Genomic DNA, 16,683 nt, shown 5'->3' on the forward strand with positions numbered 1-16,683 from the left:
CGGCCTCCCAGTCAGACGGTCGTCGCGCGGATCGGTTCGTTGAGCCGGACGATCGTGAAGCCCTCGTCCGCGAGCATCTCCGTCATGTACCGCACGGCGTCGAGGGCCTTCGCGCGGCCCGTCTCGCCGAGATCCTGCCACGCGACCAGGTCCGGATGCCGTTTCCGGCGCTCGTCGCGCCGTTCGGCGTGGCGCCACCCCTGCCCGGCCCGCTCCTCGCACCACCGCCGGTGCTCGAGCTCGGCCAGCACCTCCAGCTCGCTCTCGGTGATGAGCCCGTCCTCGCCGTTGCGCACGGCGATCACGCAGTCGATCTTCTGCATCTTGGCCGCGATCCCCTGCACCTGCGCCCGGTTGGCGTTGCGCATCGACTCCGACAGCTGCGACCAGGCCACGGCGCTGCTCGGGCTGGCGGAGCTGCGGGCGATCTCGAGGTACCGCTGATGGAAGCGCCTCGCCAGGCGCTCGGTCAGGTCGTCGGCGATCAGGCGCGCGTCACACGCCCGGGTGATGATCGGGTAGATCCGCAGCCTGCCCGCGACCTCGTCGAGCAGGTCGTTGTGCTCCCCGCCGTGGAAGGCGTCGGCGAGGGCGGTGGCCTCGTACGTGGCCACGAAGACGGCGTCGGAGACCGCCTGCCACAGCTCCGTGCTCTCCAGCGCGAGGTCGAGCATCTTCGACTCGTCGCGGTGGCTCAGGTGGATGCGGTCGTAGCGGGCGGGCCGGGTGATGCGCGGCAGCCAGGTCTCGAGCAGCTCGTTGTGGGCGCGGACCCGGCAGACGGCGGCGAGGAACGGGAACCGCGCCTGCAGGGTGGCCAGGGTGCGGCCCGCGTCGGCGCCGATGAGGTCGATCTCGAGCTGGTCGGGGTGGCCGCCGACGGAGCGCCAGTACCGCGCCGTCTCGACCAGCAGCACGCGCGGGAACGAGCCGTCGCCGGAGATGAGCAGCCGCACCGGCGGGCCGCCGGACGCGGGCGGATGCAGGGGGTTGAGGCGGTACAACATGCGCGCGGCGACGTCGTCGACGTGGAAGTAGTCGAGGCGGAAGCGGTTGGCGCCGGCCGCCCCGAGCCGCCGCGCCTGCAGCAGGTGACAGGTCTGCTGGCGGTGCAGCTGCACGAAGATGTACGGCGAGGAGCGGCGCAGCTGCAGCTCGGTGCCGGCCGTCACGGACACGGCGTGGTTGAACTGGTCGTCGTCGCCGCAGACGTAGAGGTGCCGCGCCCGGCGCAGGCCCGCGGCCCGCAGCACCTCGGGCGAGCGCGCGTCGCCGGACACGCCGAGCAGGCGCCGGTGCCGCAGCTCGAACGGGCGGATGGGCGCGGAGCGCACCACCACGACCCGCTCGCCGGTCGCGAAGAGCTGCGCGGCCAGGGCCTTGGCGAAGGGGGTGTCGCCGCACACGATCGCGTGCCGGCGGGCGGTGCGGGCGCGCAGCCGGCGCATCTCCCCGGCGAACAGGACGCGGGCCGTCTCCACCACCGTGGCGGCGAGGAACAGCGGGGCCAGGAACCGCGCGACCTGCAGCTGCCACGGCAGCGGGCTGTCCGGCAGCTGCAGCGGGTCGGAGCCGAGCACGAAGAGCTGAAAGGTGTAGTACCACTGGTCGGGCCCGTCGCGATCGGGGCGAAATTGGTGCATCCCGATCAGCCCCAGCCCAAGTGCGGCGATGCCCACGAGGCCGAACACGGTTCGCAGAATCATCCAGCCCGGCCGGCCACCGCCCCGTTCCGGCCCCACCACGGCGCACCCCCACTGTCAGCATTGGATGGATTTCCAGTGTGCGGTAATCGCAGCGTTACTGACAGGTGCCGATGCGTGAGGATTTTCTCCGCATCCCTTGGGCCGGGGCCCGTCCATCGGGGAGTATCGACGGGTGCCGCAGCAGCCAGAGGGTCGCGTCGTCACGTTCCACTCCTTCGCCGGCGGCTCGGGCCGCACCATGGCGACGGCGAACACCGCCTGGATCCTGGCCGCGGCCGGGCACCGGGTCCTCGTCGTGGACTGGGATCTCGAGTCGCCCGGCCTGCATCGGTACCTCCACCCGTTCCTCGACGCCGCCGAGCTGGACCAGTCCGGGGGCGTGACCGACCTCTTCCGCCGCTTCGAGCGCGCGACGGTCGACCCGTTCGCCGTCACCCCGCCCGTCCCGGTGCACTGGCCGCACTTCGCGGGCGGCATCGACTACCTGCCGGCCGGGCGGCAGGACGCGGCCTACGCGGGCGCGCTCGGCGGCCTCGGCGGCCTGGACTGGGACGACTTCTACCGCGCGGGCGGCGGCGAGTTCCTCGACGCGCTGCGCCGGCACATGACCGCCCGCTACGACTGGACCCTGATCGACAGCCCGCCCGGCGTGGGCGACCTGGCCCAGATCTGCCTCGCGCACCTGCCCGACGACGTGTTCGCCTGCTTCACGCTCAGCGCCAAGAGCATCGAGGGCGCGGCCCGGGCCGCCGCCGCGACCCGCGACGCGGAGCATCCGCCGCGCGTGCTGCCGGTGCCGATGCGCGTCGACCCGGCCGACCGCCCCCGCGCCGAGGCCGGCCGCCGCGCCGCCCGCGAGCGCCTGTCCGGCCTGCCCGCCGGCCTGAACGCGGAGGAGCGGGAGATCTACTGGCGCGACGTGCAGGTGCCGTATCAGTCCGCCTACGCCTACGAGGAGACGCTGGCGACGCTCATGGACCTGCCGGGGCAGCCGGACTCGCTGCTGACGGCGTACGAGCGGCTGGTGTGGTACCTGACCGACGGCACCGTGAAGGCGCTGCCGCCGCTGGACGAGGGGGTGCGGTACCGCGCCGCGGCGCACTACCTGCGCCTGACCGCCACGCGCGAGGACCGGGTCCTGCTGCGCCACGCCCCCGAGGACCGCATGTGGGCGGAGTGGATCACCGCGACCCTGTCCGCCGCCGGCGTGAGCGTCCTGCACGCCGACCTCGCCGACGCCGAACCCGGTGGCCGGCCGGCCACGGCGGCCCGGGAGCTGGCCGTCATCTCGGACGGGCCGGCCGCGGCGGAGGCACGCCGCCGGCCCGCGAGCCGGCGGGGACGGCCACCCCTGGCCGTCTACACCGAGGACATCCGCGCCCTGCCCGCCTACCCGGAGCCGACCTCGGCGCGCCTGCACGGCCTGCCCGAGGCGGCGGCCACCCGGGAGCTGCTGCGCCTGGTCGGCCAGGCCGAGCAGCCGCCGGTCGGGACGCTGCGGTATCCGGGCCAGGAGCCGGCCCACTTCTGCGCCCCGCCGCGGCCGCGGGACTTCCTCGGCCGCACGAACGATCTCGCCGTCCTGCGGGACCGGCTGCGGGCGGAGGGGTACGCCGACCCGCGCCAGGCGCCGCCCGTCGTGCTGCACGGGCTGGACGGCTCGGGGAAGTCGACGCTCGCGCTGGAGTACGCCTACCGCTTCCGCACCGCCTACGACCTGGTCTGGTGGCTCGACTGCGGCGCGCTGGACGACGGGCTGCCCGGCCTCGCCCGCGCGCTGGGCGTGCCGGCCGGGACCGGGCCGGGCGCGGCCACCCCGGCGATCCTCGGGGCGCTGCGGCGCGGCGAGCCCTTCCGGCGCTGGCTCATCGTCCTCGACGACGCCGACGAGCACGACCAAGTGCGCGACTTCCTGCCGCAGGGCCCGGGCCAGGTGCTGATCACGTCGCGCAACCTGTCCTGGGGCGGTGGCTTCGACTCGGTCGCCGTCAACGTGTTCAACCGCTACGAGAGCATGGTGTACCTCAGCCGGCGCCTGCCCGACCTGCCGCCGTCCGACGCCGATGCCCTGGCCGAGGCCGTCGGCGACCTGCCGCTGGCGGTGGCGGAGACGGCCGCCCGGCTGGCGTCCGGCGGCGATCGGATGGCCGAGCAGGTCGCCCGCGCGCGCAACGGCACGCTGGAGCTGCCGGGCGTCGAGCGGCGCTGGGACCGGGAGCTGGCCCGGCTGGCGGAGCGGTCCCCGGGCGGCTACCGGCTGCTGCAGCTGTTCTCGGTGCTCGGCCGGGAGACGGCGACCGACCTGGTCTACAGCGACGTGATGGCGGAGGTGCTCAACCCGTACGAGGCCGCCGTCAACGACCGGCTCATGCCGGCCTCCCTGGTCCAGCAGATCAGCCGGCTCGGCCTGCTGCGCCCCGATCTCCCGGCCGGGCGCATCCAGATGCACCCGCTGGTGCAGCGGGTGGTCCGGGCGCGCATGTCCGCCGACGACCTGCGGGAGGCCCGCCATCAGGTCCACCTGGTGCTGGCCGGGCTGGCGAGGCCCCACGACGTCGAGGATCCGCGCTCCTGGCCGCAGTTCGAGATGATCTGGCCGCACCTGGCGATCACGAGCGCCGCCTCCTGCCGCGAGGAGGCGGTGCGCGGCCTGATCGTCGACCGGGTTCGCCGGATGCGTCACGCGGGGCAGGCGGTCGCGGGCGAGCGGCTGGCGCGGGCGGCGGAGGCGGCGTGGGCCGGTCCGCGGGACGAGCGCCAGCTGCTGCAGATGCGGGGCGTGCGCGCCGCGCTGCTGCGCGACCAGGGCCGCTACGCCGAGGCACTGCGCCTCAACGAGCAGGTGGCCGCGGAGCAGGAGCGGCTGCTCGGGCGGCACCACACCGCGACGCTCACCACCCGCAACCGGCTGGCGGCGGACCTGCGCGCGCTCGGCCGCTTCGCCGAAGCCCTGGACCTGGCCCGCTCGACCTACCGGGCGTGGGCGCGCACGGTCGGGTCCGAGCACGCGCAGACCCTCAACGCGCTCACCGGGCTGGCCGGCGCCTACCGGGCGGCCGGCCACTACCGGGCCGCGCGGCGCTGCGACGAGCGCGTCCGCACCTTCCGGCCGTTCCCGGGCCCGGAGCACTATCCGGCGGCCCTGCGCACGGCCGCCAACCTGGGCCGGGACCTGCGCGACACCGGGCAGTTCGCCGAGTCCGCCGAGCTGCTGCAGGCCCTGGTGCCGGCGGTCGCCGCGATGTTCGGCGACCGTTCGCGAGCGGCGCTGACGGTGCGCATGAGCCTCGGGGTGTCGCTGCGCGGCGCCGGCCGGGCCGCCGAGGCCGCGCCGCTGCTCGAGGAGGCCTACGAGCACCTCGCCGACCTGTCGGGACCGGCCGGGCCCGACACGGTGATGTGCCGGCACAGCTGGGGTCTGGCGCTGCTGGCCACCGGGCACGTCGAGCGCGCGCGGGCCGAGCTCGCCGGCGTCGAGCAGCGCTACCTGGACCTGCTCGGCGCGAGCCACCCGCGAACGGTCGCCACCCGGGCCAACCTCGCGCTGGTGGCGTGGGCGGCCGGCGAGCGCGAGGACGCGCTGGACCGCGCGGCCGCGGCCGCGGCCGACGCCGCCGCCGCGCTGCCGGCGAACCACCCGCACGCGCTCGCGGCCGCCCTGAACGAGGCGCTGCTGACCGGCGGGAGCGACGACTCGCCGCAACGCGTCCGGGAGCTCGCCGTCCGGCTGAGCCGGCGGCTCGGCGCGGACCACCCCCAGGTGCGACAGGCGACGGCCCGGCCATCGACTGTCACATATCCGACAATCGATGCGTTGTGGCCGATCGACCCCTGCTGAGCGCCTCAGGCGGCGGCCCGCGGCGTGTCGTCGGAGTCGGCCAGCCAGCGGATGATCTGCGGCATCACCAGCAGCGCCCCGAAGTGCGCGGCCCCCGGCTCGACCTCCAGCTGGGCGCCCGGGATGCGATCGGCCAGCCAGCGCGTGTGACTGACCGGCGAGAAACGGTCCTCGGCCCCGTGCCACAGCCGGACGGGCGCGCGGATGTGCTCGAACCGGAAGCCCCAGTCGATCCGCAGCGCCACCAGGTCGTCGATCCAGCCGTCGGGCCCGTCGCCCAGCGCGCTGGCGTAGGTGGTCAGCAGCAGCCGCTCGATCGCGACGTCGCCGACCACGTCCAGGTCGGCCGGGGGCATCTCGGAGCGCAGCTGCCGCAGCAGGTGGGCCGGGTCCTCGCGAATCCGGTTCACCCGCAGCCGCAGCTGCTCGGCGACGAGATCGTCGTCGACCGCCGCCGTGCGCCAGGCGCGCTGGTTGGACGGGACCATGTCGCCGAGCCAGTCCAGCCCGACCGCGTCGAACGGCGCGACGCTGACGAGGGCGGCCACCCGGGTGACCCGATCGGGCAGCAGCGCCGCGCAGGCCAGGGCGTGCGGGCCGCCGCCGGAGCGCCCGAGCACCGCGAACGTGTCCAGGCCGAGCGCGTCGGCCAGGGCGGCGACGTCCCCGGCGGCGTCGGCCACGGTGCGGCCGGGGTGCCGCGACGATCCGCCGTACCCCGGCCGGCAGTAGGCGATGAGCCGGACGCCGTGGCGATACAGGATCGAGTCGCGCGGCTTGGGACCGGCGGCGCTGCCGGGCGTGCCGTGGTGCAGGAACACCGGTCGCCCGTCGCGCTTGCCGGAGTCGGCGTAGAAGATCCGCCGGCCGCCGGGCAGCTCGAGCACCTCCGACACAACCGCCCTCCCAGACATCATGATCGATCTCTTCCGGGTTCGCAGGATCGTAAGGATACGAGGCGACCGGCCACCCAGCCAGCACGTCGTTTCGCCATCTGCGCGCCGCGGCCCTCGCCAGAACTGGCGAGGACACCACCCGGCGTGACGATTCGCAGGTACAATCTGGCCGTTCCGCTGGACATCCGAATGAGCGGCGCCAAGAATGCTCCAGTGGGTATGCCGCTGCGGCAACTGATCTTAAAAATTCACAGCCGATGCAATCTGAGCTGCGATTATTGCTACGTATACGAGAGCATCGACCAGAGCTGGCGGGGCCGGCCGACGACGATGGCCCCCGCGACGATCGAACAGATCGCCCGCCGCATCGACGATCACGCCCACCGGCACGACCTGCGCGACCTCCAGGTGGTCCTGCACGGCGGTGAACCCCTGCTGGCCGGTCACGACGGCGTGGCGGCGGCCCTGTCGGCGATTCGCGGCGCGTTTCCCGCCACCCGGTTCTCCATGCAGACCAACGGCATCCTGCTCGACGAGCGATTCCTGGCCCTGTTCCACGAATACGGCGTGCGCGTCGGCGTCAGCGTCGACGGCGGCCGGGCGGCCACCGACCGCCATCGCCGCTACGCCAACGGGCGCGGTTCGTACGACCGGATCGCCGCCGGCATCGAGCTGCTGATGCGGCCCGAGCACGCCGAGATCTACGGCGGCCTGCTGTGCACGATCGACATCGACAACGATCCCGACGAGGTCCTGCGGGGCCTGCTCGACTTCCGGCCGCCCCGGGTGGACCTGCTGCTGCCGCACGGCAACTGGACCAACCCGCCGCCGCACCACGACCGGCCGCTCGCCTACGGCCACTGGCTGATCAGGGTGTTCGACCGGTGGTACGACCAGCGGCCGGAGCCCACCCGGGTCCGGATGTTCGAGTCGATCATCGCCCGGCTCTTCGGCCTGCCGAGCCAGACGGAGGCGTTCGGGGGTGAACAGCTCGGCATCGTGACCGTCGAGACCGACGGCGCCTACGAGCAGTCCGACGCGCTCAAGACGACCGCCGAGGGCGGCCCCGCCACCGGCCTGTCCGTCACCGGGCACACCTTCGACGACGTGCTCGAGCACCTCGCCGTCGCGGCGCCCTACCGGCTGTCGCAGCAGTGCCGCTCGTGCCCGGTCGTGAACGTCTGCGGCGGCGGCCTGCGCGCCCACCGCTACGCCGAGGAGACCGGGTTCGACAACCCGTCGGTCTACTGCCAGGATCTGCTCGCCCTCATCACCCACATCGGCGACCGCGTGCGGGCCGACCTGAACAACGCGGCGGTGCTCGCTCAGTGAACACGGATCGCATGCTGCTCAGCGCCGAGCAGTTTGCCGACATCGCGGCCGGCTACGGCGACGCGGGCGCCATGGCCGTGCTGGAAGCCGGCCAGCTCGCCAAGCGGCGGGCGTTGATCGTCATGGTGCTGCGCTCGGCCGGGCCGACGCCGTTCGCCGCCGGCACCCGAGCCGCGGCGGACCTGCTCGCGCGGGCCGAGGACGCCCACCCGGCCGCCGTGGACGCCGTCCTGGCCCACCCGCATCTGGACGCGTGGGCGACGCTGTGCCTGCACCGGCTGGCGGAGCACGGCGAGGGCGCCGACGTCGACCCCGCCGCGGACCTCGCCCATCTGGCCGCGTACGCGGTGGCCGCCGCGGTGGCGGCCGGCATCGCCTTCGACATCGAGGTGCCGGTCCTCGACGGCATCGCGACGATCCCGGGCCTCGGCATCGCCACGGGACTCGGGGCCGGGCCGGCCCGGGCCCGCGGCGCGGGCACCGCGGGCGGCGTGCGCTTCACCGGCTCGAACGGTCATGTCGTGGCGAGCGACGGCCCGGGCTGGCAGCCGCGGCGCACCGTGGAGCTCGACGCGGGCTGGCGGCTCGCGATCGAGGACCAGGACCCGTACCGGCACTGCTACGGCTGGCAGCCGCTGCCGACGCTCGGCCCGGTCCAGGCCGACGAGCTGGCGAAGCTGCTCGGCGAGGCCTGGCGGCTGATCGAGCGCGACCATCCGCGCCACGCGGAGGCGATGCGGCACAGCCTGCGCTCGCTGGTACCGCTGGCCACCCCCGGCCACGGGGACATGATCAGCGCGGCCTCGCGGCAGGCGTGCGGATCGATCGCCGTGTCCGTCCCCGACACCGCGACCGACCTGGCCCTGCTGATGCTCCACGAGTACATGCACGCGAAGCTCGGCGCGCTGCTGGACCTGCACGACCTGCACCCCCGCTCGTCCCCGGCGCGGCTGCACGCGCCCTGGCGGCTGGACCCCCGCCCGGCGGGCGCCCTGCTGCAGGGCATCTACGCCCATACGGGCGTGACCGACTACTGGCGCATGCGCCGCCACGGCCCGGACGGCGACACCCGGCGCGCCGCGGCCCAGTTCGCCTACTGGCGCGCCATGAATCGGATCGCCATCGAGGATCTGACGCAGAGTGGGGAATTGACTCCCGTCGGCGAGCGGTTCTGCGGTTTCCTGCACGACACCCTGCAATCCTGGGATTCCGAAGACATTGCTGCCGATATCGCTTCCCGGACACAATTGTTCGTCGTCGCGCAAATGACGCGATGGCTTCTCTTGAATGCCCGTCCGGCGACCGACGAGACTGAACGAATCCTCAGTTTCGTGCGGTCCGGCGAGCCCCTGGGAGCGATCGCCGGGCGCGGCACCGTCGTCGCCGGCCCCGCCGCCCGGCCCGCCGACGCGCCGGGCCTGCTCGGCGAACTCCATCAATGGCTCGACGGACGGACCGAGCCGCCGGCATCCTCTGGCCACAACTCGACCGCAGCAGGGATGATGTTGCTCAATGGCGACGCCGCGGGCGCCGAGCGGAGCTTCCTGGAGCGGCTCGACGCCGACGCCGCCGACGACGAGGCCTGGGTGGGTCTGGCCGTCAGCCGCAGCCTCGCGGCCGGGCTCGCCGACCGTCCGGGTCGTGTCGACCTGGCCACCCGGCTCGTTACCACCAGGCCGGAACTCTTGCGGGACGTCGTGCTCAAACTGCAATGTGCAGGCGGTGCCGACCACCCCGCGAGTGATCTGCTGAAACAGCTGGTGGAACCGCCGGATGGCTCGACGAGTTCCTGATACACGGCGACCCGCACTTGTGCAATACTTCCAGCCGAAGATGTCAGCTTCCGCAAGGCTGCGACTGCGGAGTCGACTTCATCCTGCTCCGGTGACCCCAGTCGCTTGCGCCCGAGGTCAACTAAACAGTGGATCACGCATTCTGGCCATAACCCGCAGCACTCTCCTATTTCAAGGTGGAAGCATGGACAAGCCGGGCGGGGTCGCCGGGGGCGACGAGGTTCAGAGCGGATTACTGGACCTCGCGACGGTGAGGTTGCGGACGCTCATCGCCGAGCCCGATGCGCCGACCGCGTCAACGCTCGACAGCGTGATGCGGCGGCTGTTCGACCCACGCGAGCGGGATCTGCTCACGGTCTCCGCTTTTCAGTCCGCCCTGTAGCCGGCATGCCGCCCGGCCGATGCCGGACGGCCTCGCCCAACCCAGCGCATGACCGAGGCCTGGAACGAGGTTCCGCGGAACGCTCGAACCAGGCCCTGTCCCACGCCCTGCGCCCGGGCCCGGTCTCCCGCTCTTACGTCGGCGGCGGCGAGATGTCGCAGTTGAGCCGGCGTCCGTCCCGGACCGAGAGCGTGTTGGGGTGGTCCTCCCCCAGCCGGCGCACACTGCGGTCGAGCGTCACCTGCAGCAGTTCGTCCGCGCCGGCCACGTCGCCGGTCTGACGGCGGCTGACGATCAGGTTGGCCGCCGCCGCGAGCGTGTCGGGATTGTCGACGCCGAGCACCCGCTCGAAGGCCGGCTTGACGCTCTCTTCGATCTCGCGGGCACCCTGCAAGTCGCCGAGGTCGACCAGCGCATTGGCCAGGTTGATCCGGCTCGACAACGTGTACGGGTGCTCGCCGCCCAGCGACTGCTCGAACAGCTCCGTGGCCTGCTCCGACAGGACGCGGGCATCGCGCGCCGAGCCGTTGACGCGAACGAAGATCGCGAGATTGTTCAGGGCCGCCAGGCGGAACGGGTGCCGCTCGTCGTACAGGCTCTCGTAGCCGGACAGCACCTGCCGCGCGATGCGCTCGGCCGCCTCCCCGTTGCCCAGCGCCGACTCCTCGAACGCGGCGTTCATGAGGCAGGACAGCGTATCCGGGTGCTCCTCCCCGTGGATGTCCCGATATCGCTGCAGGGTGTCGCCGGTCAATTGGCGCGCGGCCCGGATGTCGCCGAGCTTGCGCAGCGTCACCGCCATGTTCTTCGCCGCGCGCAGGGTCGCCGGGGCCGAGTCGCCCAGCAGCGCGCGGTATGACTTGAGCGTCGTCTCGAGCAGTTCGCGGGAGTCCGTGAACCGGCCGATGGCCCGCAGATCGTGCGCGTAATTGTTCGCCGCGAACAGGGTGTTGAGGCTGCGTTCACCGAAGACGCGGCGGCGGCGGGAGAGGGTGTCCTCGTCGTAGTTGGCGGCGCCGTTGAAGTCCCCGACCAGCCGCAGCGAGACCGCGACGTTGTTGGCGGCCATCAGCGTGCGGTCGTGGTCCTCGCCGAAGGTGCGCTGCGCCCGGTCGTAGGTCTCCTCGGCCAGGTCGCGGGCCTCCTCAAAGCGGCCCAGCGCCCGCAGGTCGGCCGCCACGCCGCCCGCCGTCATGACGATGTACGGGTCGTCCTCCTCCTCCACCGTCTCCTTGAGCCGTTCGAGCGCCCGCTGGTCGATGTCCAGCGCCCGGTCGAACATCGCCTGCGAGCGCAGCGCGTTGCCGAGGTGGAAGTCCAGCAGCAGCGTCACCTGGTCCTCGCCGATGCGCGGATCGCCGCGCCAGATCTCGACGGTCTCCTCGGCCAGCTCCTGGCTGCTGGAGAAGTCGCCGCGGGACCACAGGTAGCGCACCACGTCCACGACGAACAGGCGCACCTGCATGTCCGAGGAGTGGTTCGCCTTCGAACCCCGCACGTGCGGCAGGAGCCGGGCGTACGCCGGCCAGCTCGCCACCTCGTCGGGGTCGGAGCGTTCGGCCGTCGCCAGCACCTGGTAGACGTGGCGGCGGTTGTCCTCGCGCTCCTGGGGGGTGAGGCTGTCCTGGATGACCGCCTGCACCAGGCGGTGGATCTGCATGATGGTCTGGCCGGAGTCGACCGACGCGAGGGCGTAGCGCCCGATCTGGCGGATCAGGCGGCCCTGGCGGATCGGGTCGTGCAGCGCCGGGTCGTAGGCCAGCAGGGGCTGGGTGAAGCGCGGGGTGTAGAGCAGCCGCGTCGGGATCGGCTCGGGCGCGAAGAAGGCGCAGATCTCCAGCAGCTTGGCCGCGGCCGGGGACTGCTTGCGCAGCTGCTCCAGCGACAGCTGCCAGGTCGCGGCGGTCGAGCGGTCGTAGCCGACGGGCGGGTTCTCGTCGAGGATGCGCAGCGGCTGGGTGTCCAGCAGCTCGAGGTACCGCGTCACCGGCATGCCGGTCTCCGAGAGCCACGCCGCCGCCTGCTCGATCGCGAGCGGCAGGTCGCCGAGGCGGTTGGCCACGGCGTCGGCGTCGGCGACCGCGAGGCCGATCACCCGGCGGGTCAGGAACGTGATGCTCTCGGCCCGGCTGAACGTCGTGATCTCCACGACCTGGGCGTCCTGCGTCCACTCCTGGTTGCGCGAGGTCAGTAACACGTGGCCGGGGCCCTGCGGGATGAACTCGCGGATCGTCTCGGGGTCGCCGACGTTGTCGAAGATCAGCAGCCAGCGCCCGGGGCGGCCCTGGCGCAGCGCGTCGCGGACCATCCGGACGCTCTCGCCGAGGGTGTCCGCCTCCTGCAGGCGCAGCTCCCGGGCCAGCTCGCCGAGGGCGGAGCGGACCTGGGACACCTGCTCGGCGGAGATCCACCAGACGAGGTCGTAGTCGGCGGCGAAGCGGTACGCGTACTCGATCGCCACCTGCGTCTTGCCCACGCCGCCGAGGCCGTAGAGGGCCTGCGGCACGACGACCGTGACGCTCGCCGAGAGCCGGTCGCGCAGCTGCTCGAGGGTGTCGCGGCGGCCGGTGAAGCCGGGGTTGCGCTGGGGCACGTTCCAGATCGGCGGGAGCACGCCCGGGAAGCGCGGCCCGGTCTCCTCCGGCTCGCCGACGCCCGCGTGCAGCGGCACGCCCAGCGCGCCCAGGAGGGCCTCGTGGGCCCGCTCGCGCGGCTGGTTGGCCAACTCGGCCGGCAGCCGCTCGGTGAACGGCGGCGTGATCCGGGTGCTGTCCAGCCGGATCGGCACCACCGCGGGCGTCCCGGCCGAGCTGCGGGCGTCCAGCAGCGCCCACAGCGGGGCGGCCTGCGGCGAGGACACGTAGTCCTTCGACAGCAGCACCAGGGTGCGCCCGACGGTGGCCAGCCGCCGCTCCAGCTCGCTGACGAAGTGCGGCCCGGTGACCGAGTCGATGTCCAGCAGCGTCACCCGCATGTCGATGTCGACGAGCCGCTGCTGAATCCACTCCGCCCACATCCGGTCGACGGCGGCGTAGCTGATGAGCACGTCCGAGGCGCTGCTGGGCCGGGGCCGCTCGAACTTCTGCAGCCAGCGCCGCCGCTCGGACTCGTCCATGGCGGGCATCTCGCGCACGGCCCCGTCGGTGAGCACGCCGACGAGCCGCTCGAACGCGGCCAGCAGCGAGGTCTCCAGGCGCGGGCGCTCGGCGAAGGTCGCGAGGATCTCCTCGTAGGCGAAGTACGGCTTGTACGGCACCTCGACGTCGCCCCAGTACCGGTTCGCCTCGTCCGGGCTGGCGTGCTCGAGGAACGGCCGGAAGCGGCGCCGGGCGTAGTCGCGGCCGATCTCGAGCTTCAGCTGCTCGGCGTCCTCGACCCGCATCAGGGCCGGCAGGAAGCGCAGCGGGCGGCCGCGGCGCTGATGGCGGATCGACTCGCTGACCGCGACGGCGCCGTCGACGCTCTGGATGCTCAGGGTGAAGCAGTTGACGACGACGTCGGGCAGCAGCACGGTACAGACGCCGGCCGCGTCGCTCAGGCCCGTGCGGCTGTCGACGAGGATGTAGTCGTAGTGCTGGCGCATGTTGCGCGCGAGCGCGTCGATGAACGCGGCGCCGGGCAGCCGGTCGTAGAACTTCGGCCAGTCGAAGGTGCTGACCGCCGCGGCGTAGGAGCGGGTCTGCCGGCCCGACGGCAGCAGGTCGACGCCGCCCTTGCCGGGGAAGCGCCACTCCAGCGACACGGCGTGGTCGAGCACCTGGGCCTGGGCGTCGATCCAGCCGGGGTCCTCGTCGCGGTCGGGCTGCAGCGCGGCGGTGACGAAGCCGGTGAGCATCTCGATGACGCCCGGGGAGTTGCGCAGCTCCTTGTCCAGCAGGAACGGGTGGAAGTACCGGTGCAGGCCCGGCGACTCCAGGTCCCAGTCGACCACGAGCACCCGGTAGCCGTTGCTGGCGAGGATCCAGGCCACGTTCGCCATCGTCATGGTGCGGCCGGAGCCGCCCTTGTACGAGTAGAAGGTCACGATCTGGCCGGACCCGGCCGGCGCATGTTCTGTCGCGGTCATCGTGCCTCCTACGGTCCTTCGAGGATGGGGCGCGGGGGGTAGTCGCCGGGGGGTGGCCGCCGCGAGATCCGCCCGTCGGCGACGAGCCGGTTGCGGGCCTCGGCCAGCACCGCCGCCAGGTCGGCCTCGAACGACGGCCAGGTGAGCACGCTGCGGCGGGAGAGCACCTCGCCGAGGCGGCGCTCGTTGTTGCCGAGGGTGTCGTGCATGAGCTCGACCAGCCGGGGGCTGTTGGCCTGGGTCTGCGGGTCGGTGGCGCTCATGACCACGAGCATCGCCGACACGTGATCGCGCAGATGGTCGATCTCCAGGAGCCGCTCTCGGTGCGCGGCGACATCGGCGCTCCAGGGGTCCACGAGCAGCACGACGATGTGGTTGTACTGCTGCGCCATCTTCACGCGGTCGGCGAGCCGGTCGAGGCCGGTGAACATCGACTCGAAGCCGGCGTCCGAGGCGACCTTCTGCGCGTACTCCCGCAGCGGCTGCGGCTGCCCGGGGCCGAACGGCGACCACTCCAGCGCATCGGCCCCGTAGAAGGCGCCGTCGCGCTCGATCGTCTCCGCCTCCGCGCGGGTCGGCGCGGCGACCACGAAATGGATCATCTGCCCGGTGCCGAACCGGGCGGGCAGTTCGCCACTGTCCTCCAGGCCGAGCCGGCTGAGGTGGAAGGCGCTCTCCGTCTGCGCGAAGTCCTGGTGCACCGAGCCGCGCGGGGGCGGGGTGCGGGCCGCGGTGACGATGCGCTCGGCGATGTTGGACAGGAACTCCAGGTACGCGTCGCGATTGCGCTGTAATCGCAGCAGTTGCCGCAGGCCGCGGCGGCGGTAGTCCTCGTCGGCCACGTCGAGGTCGTAGTGCACGGCCTGGACCTCGGGCGGGAGCTCCCGCGGGGGCAGCCAGACGATCGGGATCAGGCCCTGGATGCGCTGGCTCTCGTCGTAATCCGAGCCGCGCGATCGCTGCTCGAACAGTTTCCATTCCTTGCCGCAGGGGCGGCTCAGGAAGTACGCCGGGGAATAGAGCGCGAGAAAACAGGAACAGTCGGCGATCGCGTCCACGAGGGCCTGGGGCCAGTGCTGGCCGGGCTCGATGTTGTGGTTGTCCAGGAAGCCGACCTCGACGTCGTGCCCGACGCCCGCGTGCGCGCGCACCTCGTTGCAGAGGTCGTTGTAGAACTTTCTGACGAACACGTCGTCCGGGCCGCGGGCGTAGCTGAGAAAAAAATACAGCACACGTCCTCCGCGGGCATGAAGAAACCGACCCCCAAGGCATTCAGTATATAGATCAACATGCCTGGGAACAGCCCTGCCGGATCGGGGGTGGGCGTAATCGTCCCAATCGCCGAGCCGTTCCGGCTGCCGTGCGCCGCCGGCTAGCTCTGGTCGGCGGCGGCGAAGGGCACGGTGTCGATGCCCAGGGCCAGGGCCACCGCGCCGAGGGCGGCCGCGCGCGGCGTCAGCGTGCTCTGCACGACCTCGACCGCCTCCGCCGCGGCGGCCAGGGCGGTCTCGGCCAGGCCGCGCTGCAGCGGCTCGCGCAGCAGGTCGGTCGCGGCCCCGAGCTCGTCGCCGAGCAGGACGCGCTGCGGGTTGATGAGGTTCACGAGGTTGCCCAGCGCGTATCCGAGCTGCGTCCCCGCGTCGATGATGAGGCGGCGGCAGCCGGGGTCGCCGGCGTGCGCGTACTCGATGAGGCCGCCGAGGTCGAGCAGCTCCGGGTGGCTCTGCCGCGCGTTGGCCAGCAAGGCCCGGCCGCCCACCGCGAGCTCGACGCAGCCGCGGTTGCCGCACCGGCACACCGCGCCCCGCGCGTCCAGCGTCACGTGGCCGAGCTCGCCCGCGGTGCCGGCCGCGCCGCGGTAGAGCCGGCCGTCCAGGACGATCCCGGCGCCGATGCCCGTGGCGAGCTTGACGTAGACGAGGTCGGTGCAGCCGCGGCCGGCGCCCCAGACGTATTCGCCCAGGGCGGCCAGGTTCGCGTCGTTGTCCACCCGCACGGGCAGACCCAGGCGCGCGTTGAGCTCGTCGGCGGGGCGCAGGTCGGCCCAGCCCGGCAGCATCGGGGGCGAGCCGATGCGCCAGTCGCGGGTGATCGGGGCGGGCACCCCCAGGCCGACGCCGACGACGTCGTCGCGGGTCGCGCCGATGTCGCCCAGCGCCGCGTCGACGAGGACCACGGCGAGCTCGAGGGCGTCGGCGGGGCGGTCGTCGATGTCGAAGTCGGTGCGGGAGCCGCGCTCGGCGATCACCGCGTGGCCGAGGTCGGCGACGGCGACCCGCACGTGGCGGCGGCCGATGTCGGCGCCGACGGCGATGCCGGCGCGGCGGGTCAGCTGGACCACGGAGGCGGGGCGGCCGCCGACCGGGCGGGCCGCGGCGCCGACCTTCTCGCTGACGAGCCCGGCGCCGCCGAGGTCGGTGAGCACGGCCGAGACCGTGGGGCGGGACAGGCCGCTGAGGGTGACGAGCTCGGCGCGGGTGCGAGGCCCGTAGAGGCGCAGCGTCTCGGCGACCCGTCGGGCGGTGCCGCTCAGGCGTCGCCACAGGTCGCGGGGGTGCGTCTGCTGGGCCGCCACGGCGCGTAATCCTGCATGGCCGTCACTAGTTATGTCAAGGCCTTACTGAACCCCAGAAGCGTGAGCGCCGCCGGGCCCGTGGACCCGGCGGCGCC

Annotated in this window: 8 protein-coding genes and 1 pseudogene; 4 read left to right on the forward strand and 5 right to left on the reverse strand. The window is 73.0% G+C overall.

Annotation, left to right across the window (positions count from 1 at the left end; genetic code table 11):
- Positions 1-11 precede the first annotated feature (11 nt).
- Positions 12-1,691: a RyR domain-containing protein gene (locus ACQP1P_RS34750; RefSeq protein WP_433077523.1), complete on the reverse strand. Its 1,680-nt coding sequence runs from the start codon at positions 1,689-1,691 to the stop codon at positions 12-14.
- Between the two features lie 187 nt (positions 1,692-1,878).
- Between ACQP1P_RS34750 and fxsT (ACQP1P_RS34755) the strand changes: the two are divergent.
- Positions 1,879-5,424, forward strand: a pseudogene (gene fxsT / locus ACQP1P_RS34755) (FxSxx-COOH system tetratricopeptide repeat protein); the annotation flags it as partial.
- Positions 5,425-5,549: 125 nt separating this feature from the next.
- Here fxsT (ACQP1P_RS34755) and ACQP1P_RS34760 read toward each other — a convergent pair.
- A complete protein-coding gene (locus tag ACQP1P_RS34760; protein WP_433077525.1) occupies positions 5,550-6,440 on the reverse strand; it encodes an alpha/beta fold hydrolase in 891 nt (296 codons plus the stop codon).
- A gap of 219 nt (positions 6,441-6,659) precedes the next feature.
- Here ACQP1P_RS34760 and ACQP1P_RS34765 point away from each other — a divergent pair, with 219 nt between their 5' ends.
- From ACQP1P_RS34765 to ACQP1P_RS34775, 3 genes are all read left to right on the forward strand, one after another.
- Complete coding sequence (locus ACQP1P_RS34765; protein ID WP_433090222.1) at positions 6,660-7,772, forward strand: FxsB family cyclophane-forming radical SAM/SPASM peptide maturase; 1,113 nt, start codon at positions 6,660-6,662, stop codon at positions 7,770-7,772.
- An 11-nt stretch (positions 7,773-7,783) separates the two neighbouring features.
- The gene (locus ACQP1P_RS34770; RefSeq protein ID WP_433077527.1) at positions 7,784-9,565 is read left to right on the forward strand and encodes an HEXXH motif domain-containing protein; all 1,782 of its coding nucleotides are present in this window, start codon (positions 7,784-7,786) and stop codon (positions 9,563-9,565) included.
- A gap of 184 nt (positions 9,566-9,749) precedes the next feature.
- On the forward strand, positions 9,750-9,947 hold the full coding sequence (locus ACQP1P_RS34775; RefSeq protein WP_433077529.1) for a hypothetical protein: 198 nt from the start codon (positions 9,750-9,752) through the stop codon (positions 9,945-9,947).
- A 133-nt stretch (positions 9,948-10,080) separates the two neighbouring features.
- Here the strand turns inward: ACQP1P_RS34775 and fxsT (ACQP1P_RS34780) are convergent, their stop codons facing one another.
- The 3 genes from fxsT (ACQP1P_RS34780) to ACQP1P_RS34790 form a co-directional block, all read right to left on the reverse strand.
- Positions 10,081-14,013: an FxSxx-COOH system tetratricopeptide repeat protein gene (gene fxsT, locus ACQP1P_RS34780; RefSeq protein WP_433077531.1), complete on the reverse strand. Its 3,933-nt coding sequence runs from the start codon at positions 14,011-14,013 to the stop codon at positions 10,081-10,083.
- An 8-nt stretch (positions 14,014-14,021) separates the two neighbouring features.
- The gene (locus ACQP1P_RS34785; RefSeq protein WP_433077533.1) at positions 14,022-15,245 is read right to left on the reverse strand and encodes a TIR-like protein FxsC; all 1,224 of its coding nucleotides are present in this window, start codon (positions 15,243-15,245) and stop codon (positions 14,022-14,024) included.
- A gap of 140 nt (positions 15,246-15,385) precedes the next feature.
- On the reverse strand, positions 15,386-16,588 hold the full coding sequence (locus tag ACQP1P_RS34790; protein WP_433077535.1) for an ROK family protein: 1,203 nt from the start codon (positions 16,586-16,588) through the stop codon (positions 15,386-15,388).
- Positions 16,589-16,683 lie beyond the last annotated feature (95 nt).

The organism is Dactylosporangium sp. CA-052675 (genome assembly GCF_050947935.1).
GTDB lineage: Bacteria > Actinomycetota > Actinomycetes > Mycobacteriales > Micromonosporaceae > Dactylosporangium.

What these genes read in the sequence shown, in the direction of transcription:
- fxsT (WP_433077531.1), bottom strand. Translation starts at nt 14,013, where the DNA reads ATGACCGCGACAGAACATGCGCCGGCCGGGTCCGGCCAGATCGTGACC.
- ACQP1P_RS34765 (WP_433090222.1), top strand. Translation starts at nt 6,660, where the DNA reads ATGCCGCTGCGGCAACTGATCTTAAAAATTCACAGCCGATGCAATCTG.
- ACQP1P_RS34775 (WP_433077529.1), top strand. Translation starts at nt 9,750, where the DNA reads ATGGACAAGCCGGGCGGGGTCGCCGGGGGCGACGAGGTTCAGAGCGGA.
- ACQP1P_RS34770 (WP_433077527.1), top strand. Translation starts at nt 7,784, where the DNA reads ATGCTGCTCAGCGCCGAGCAGTTTGCCGACATCGCGGCCGGCTACGGC.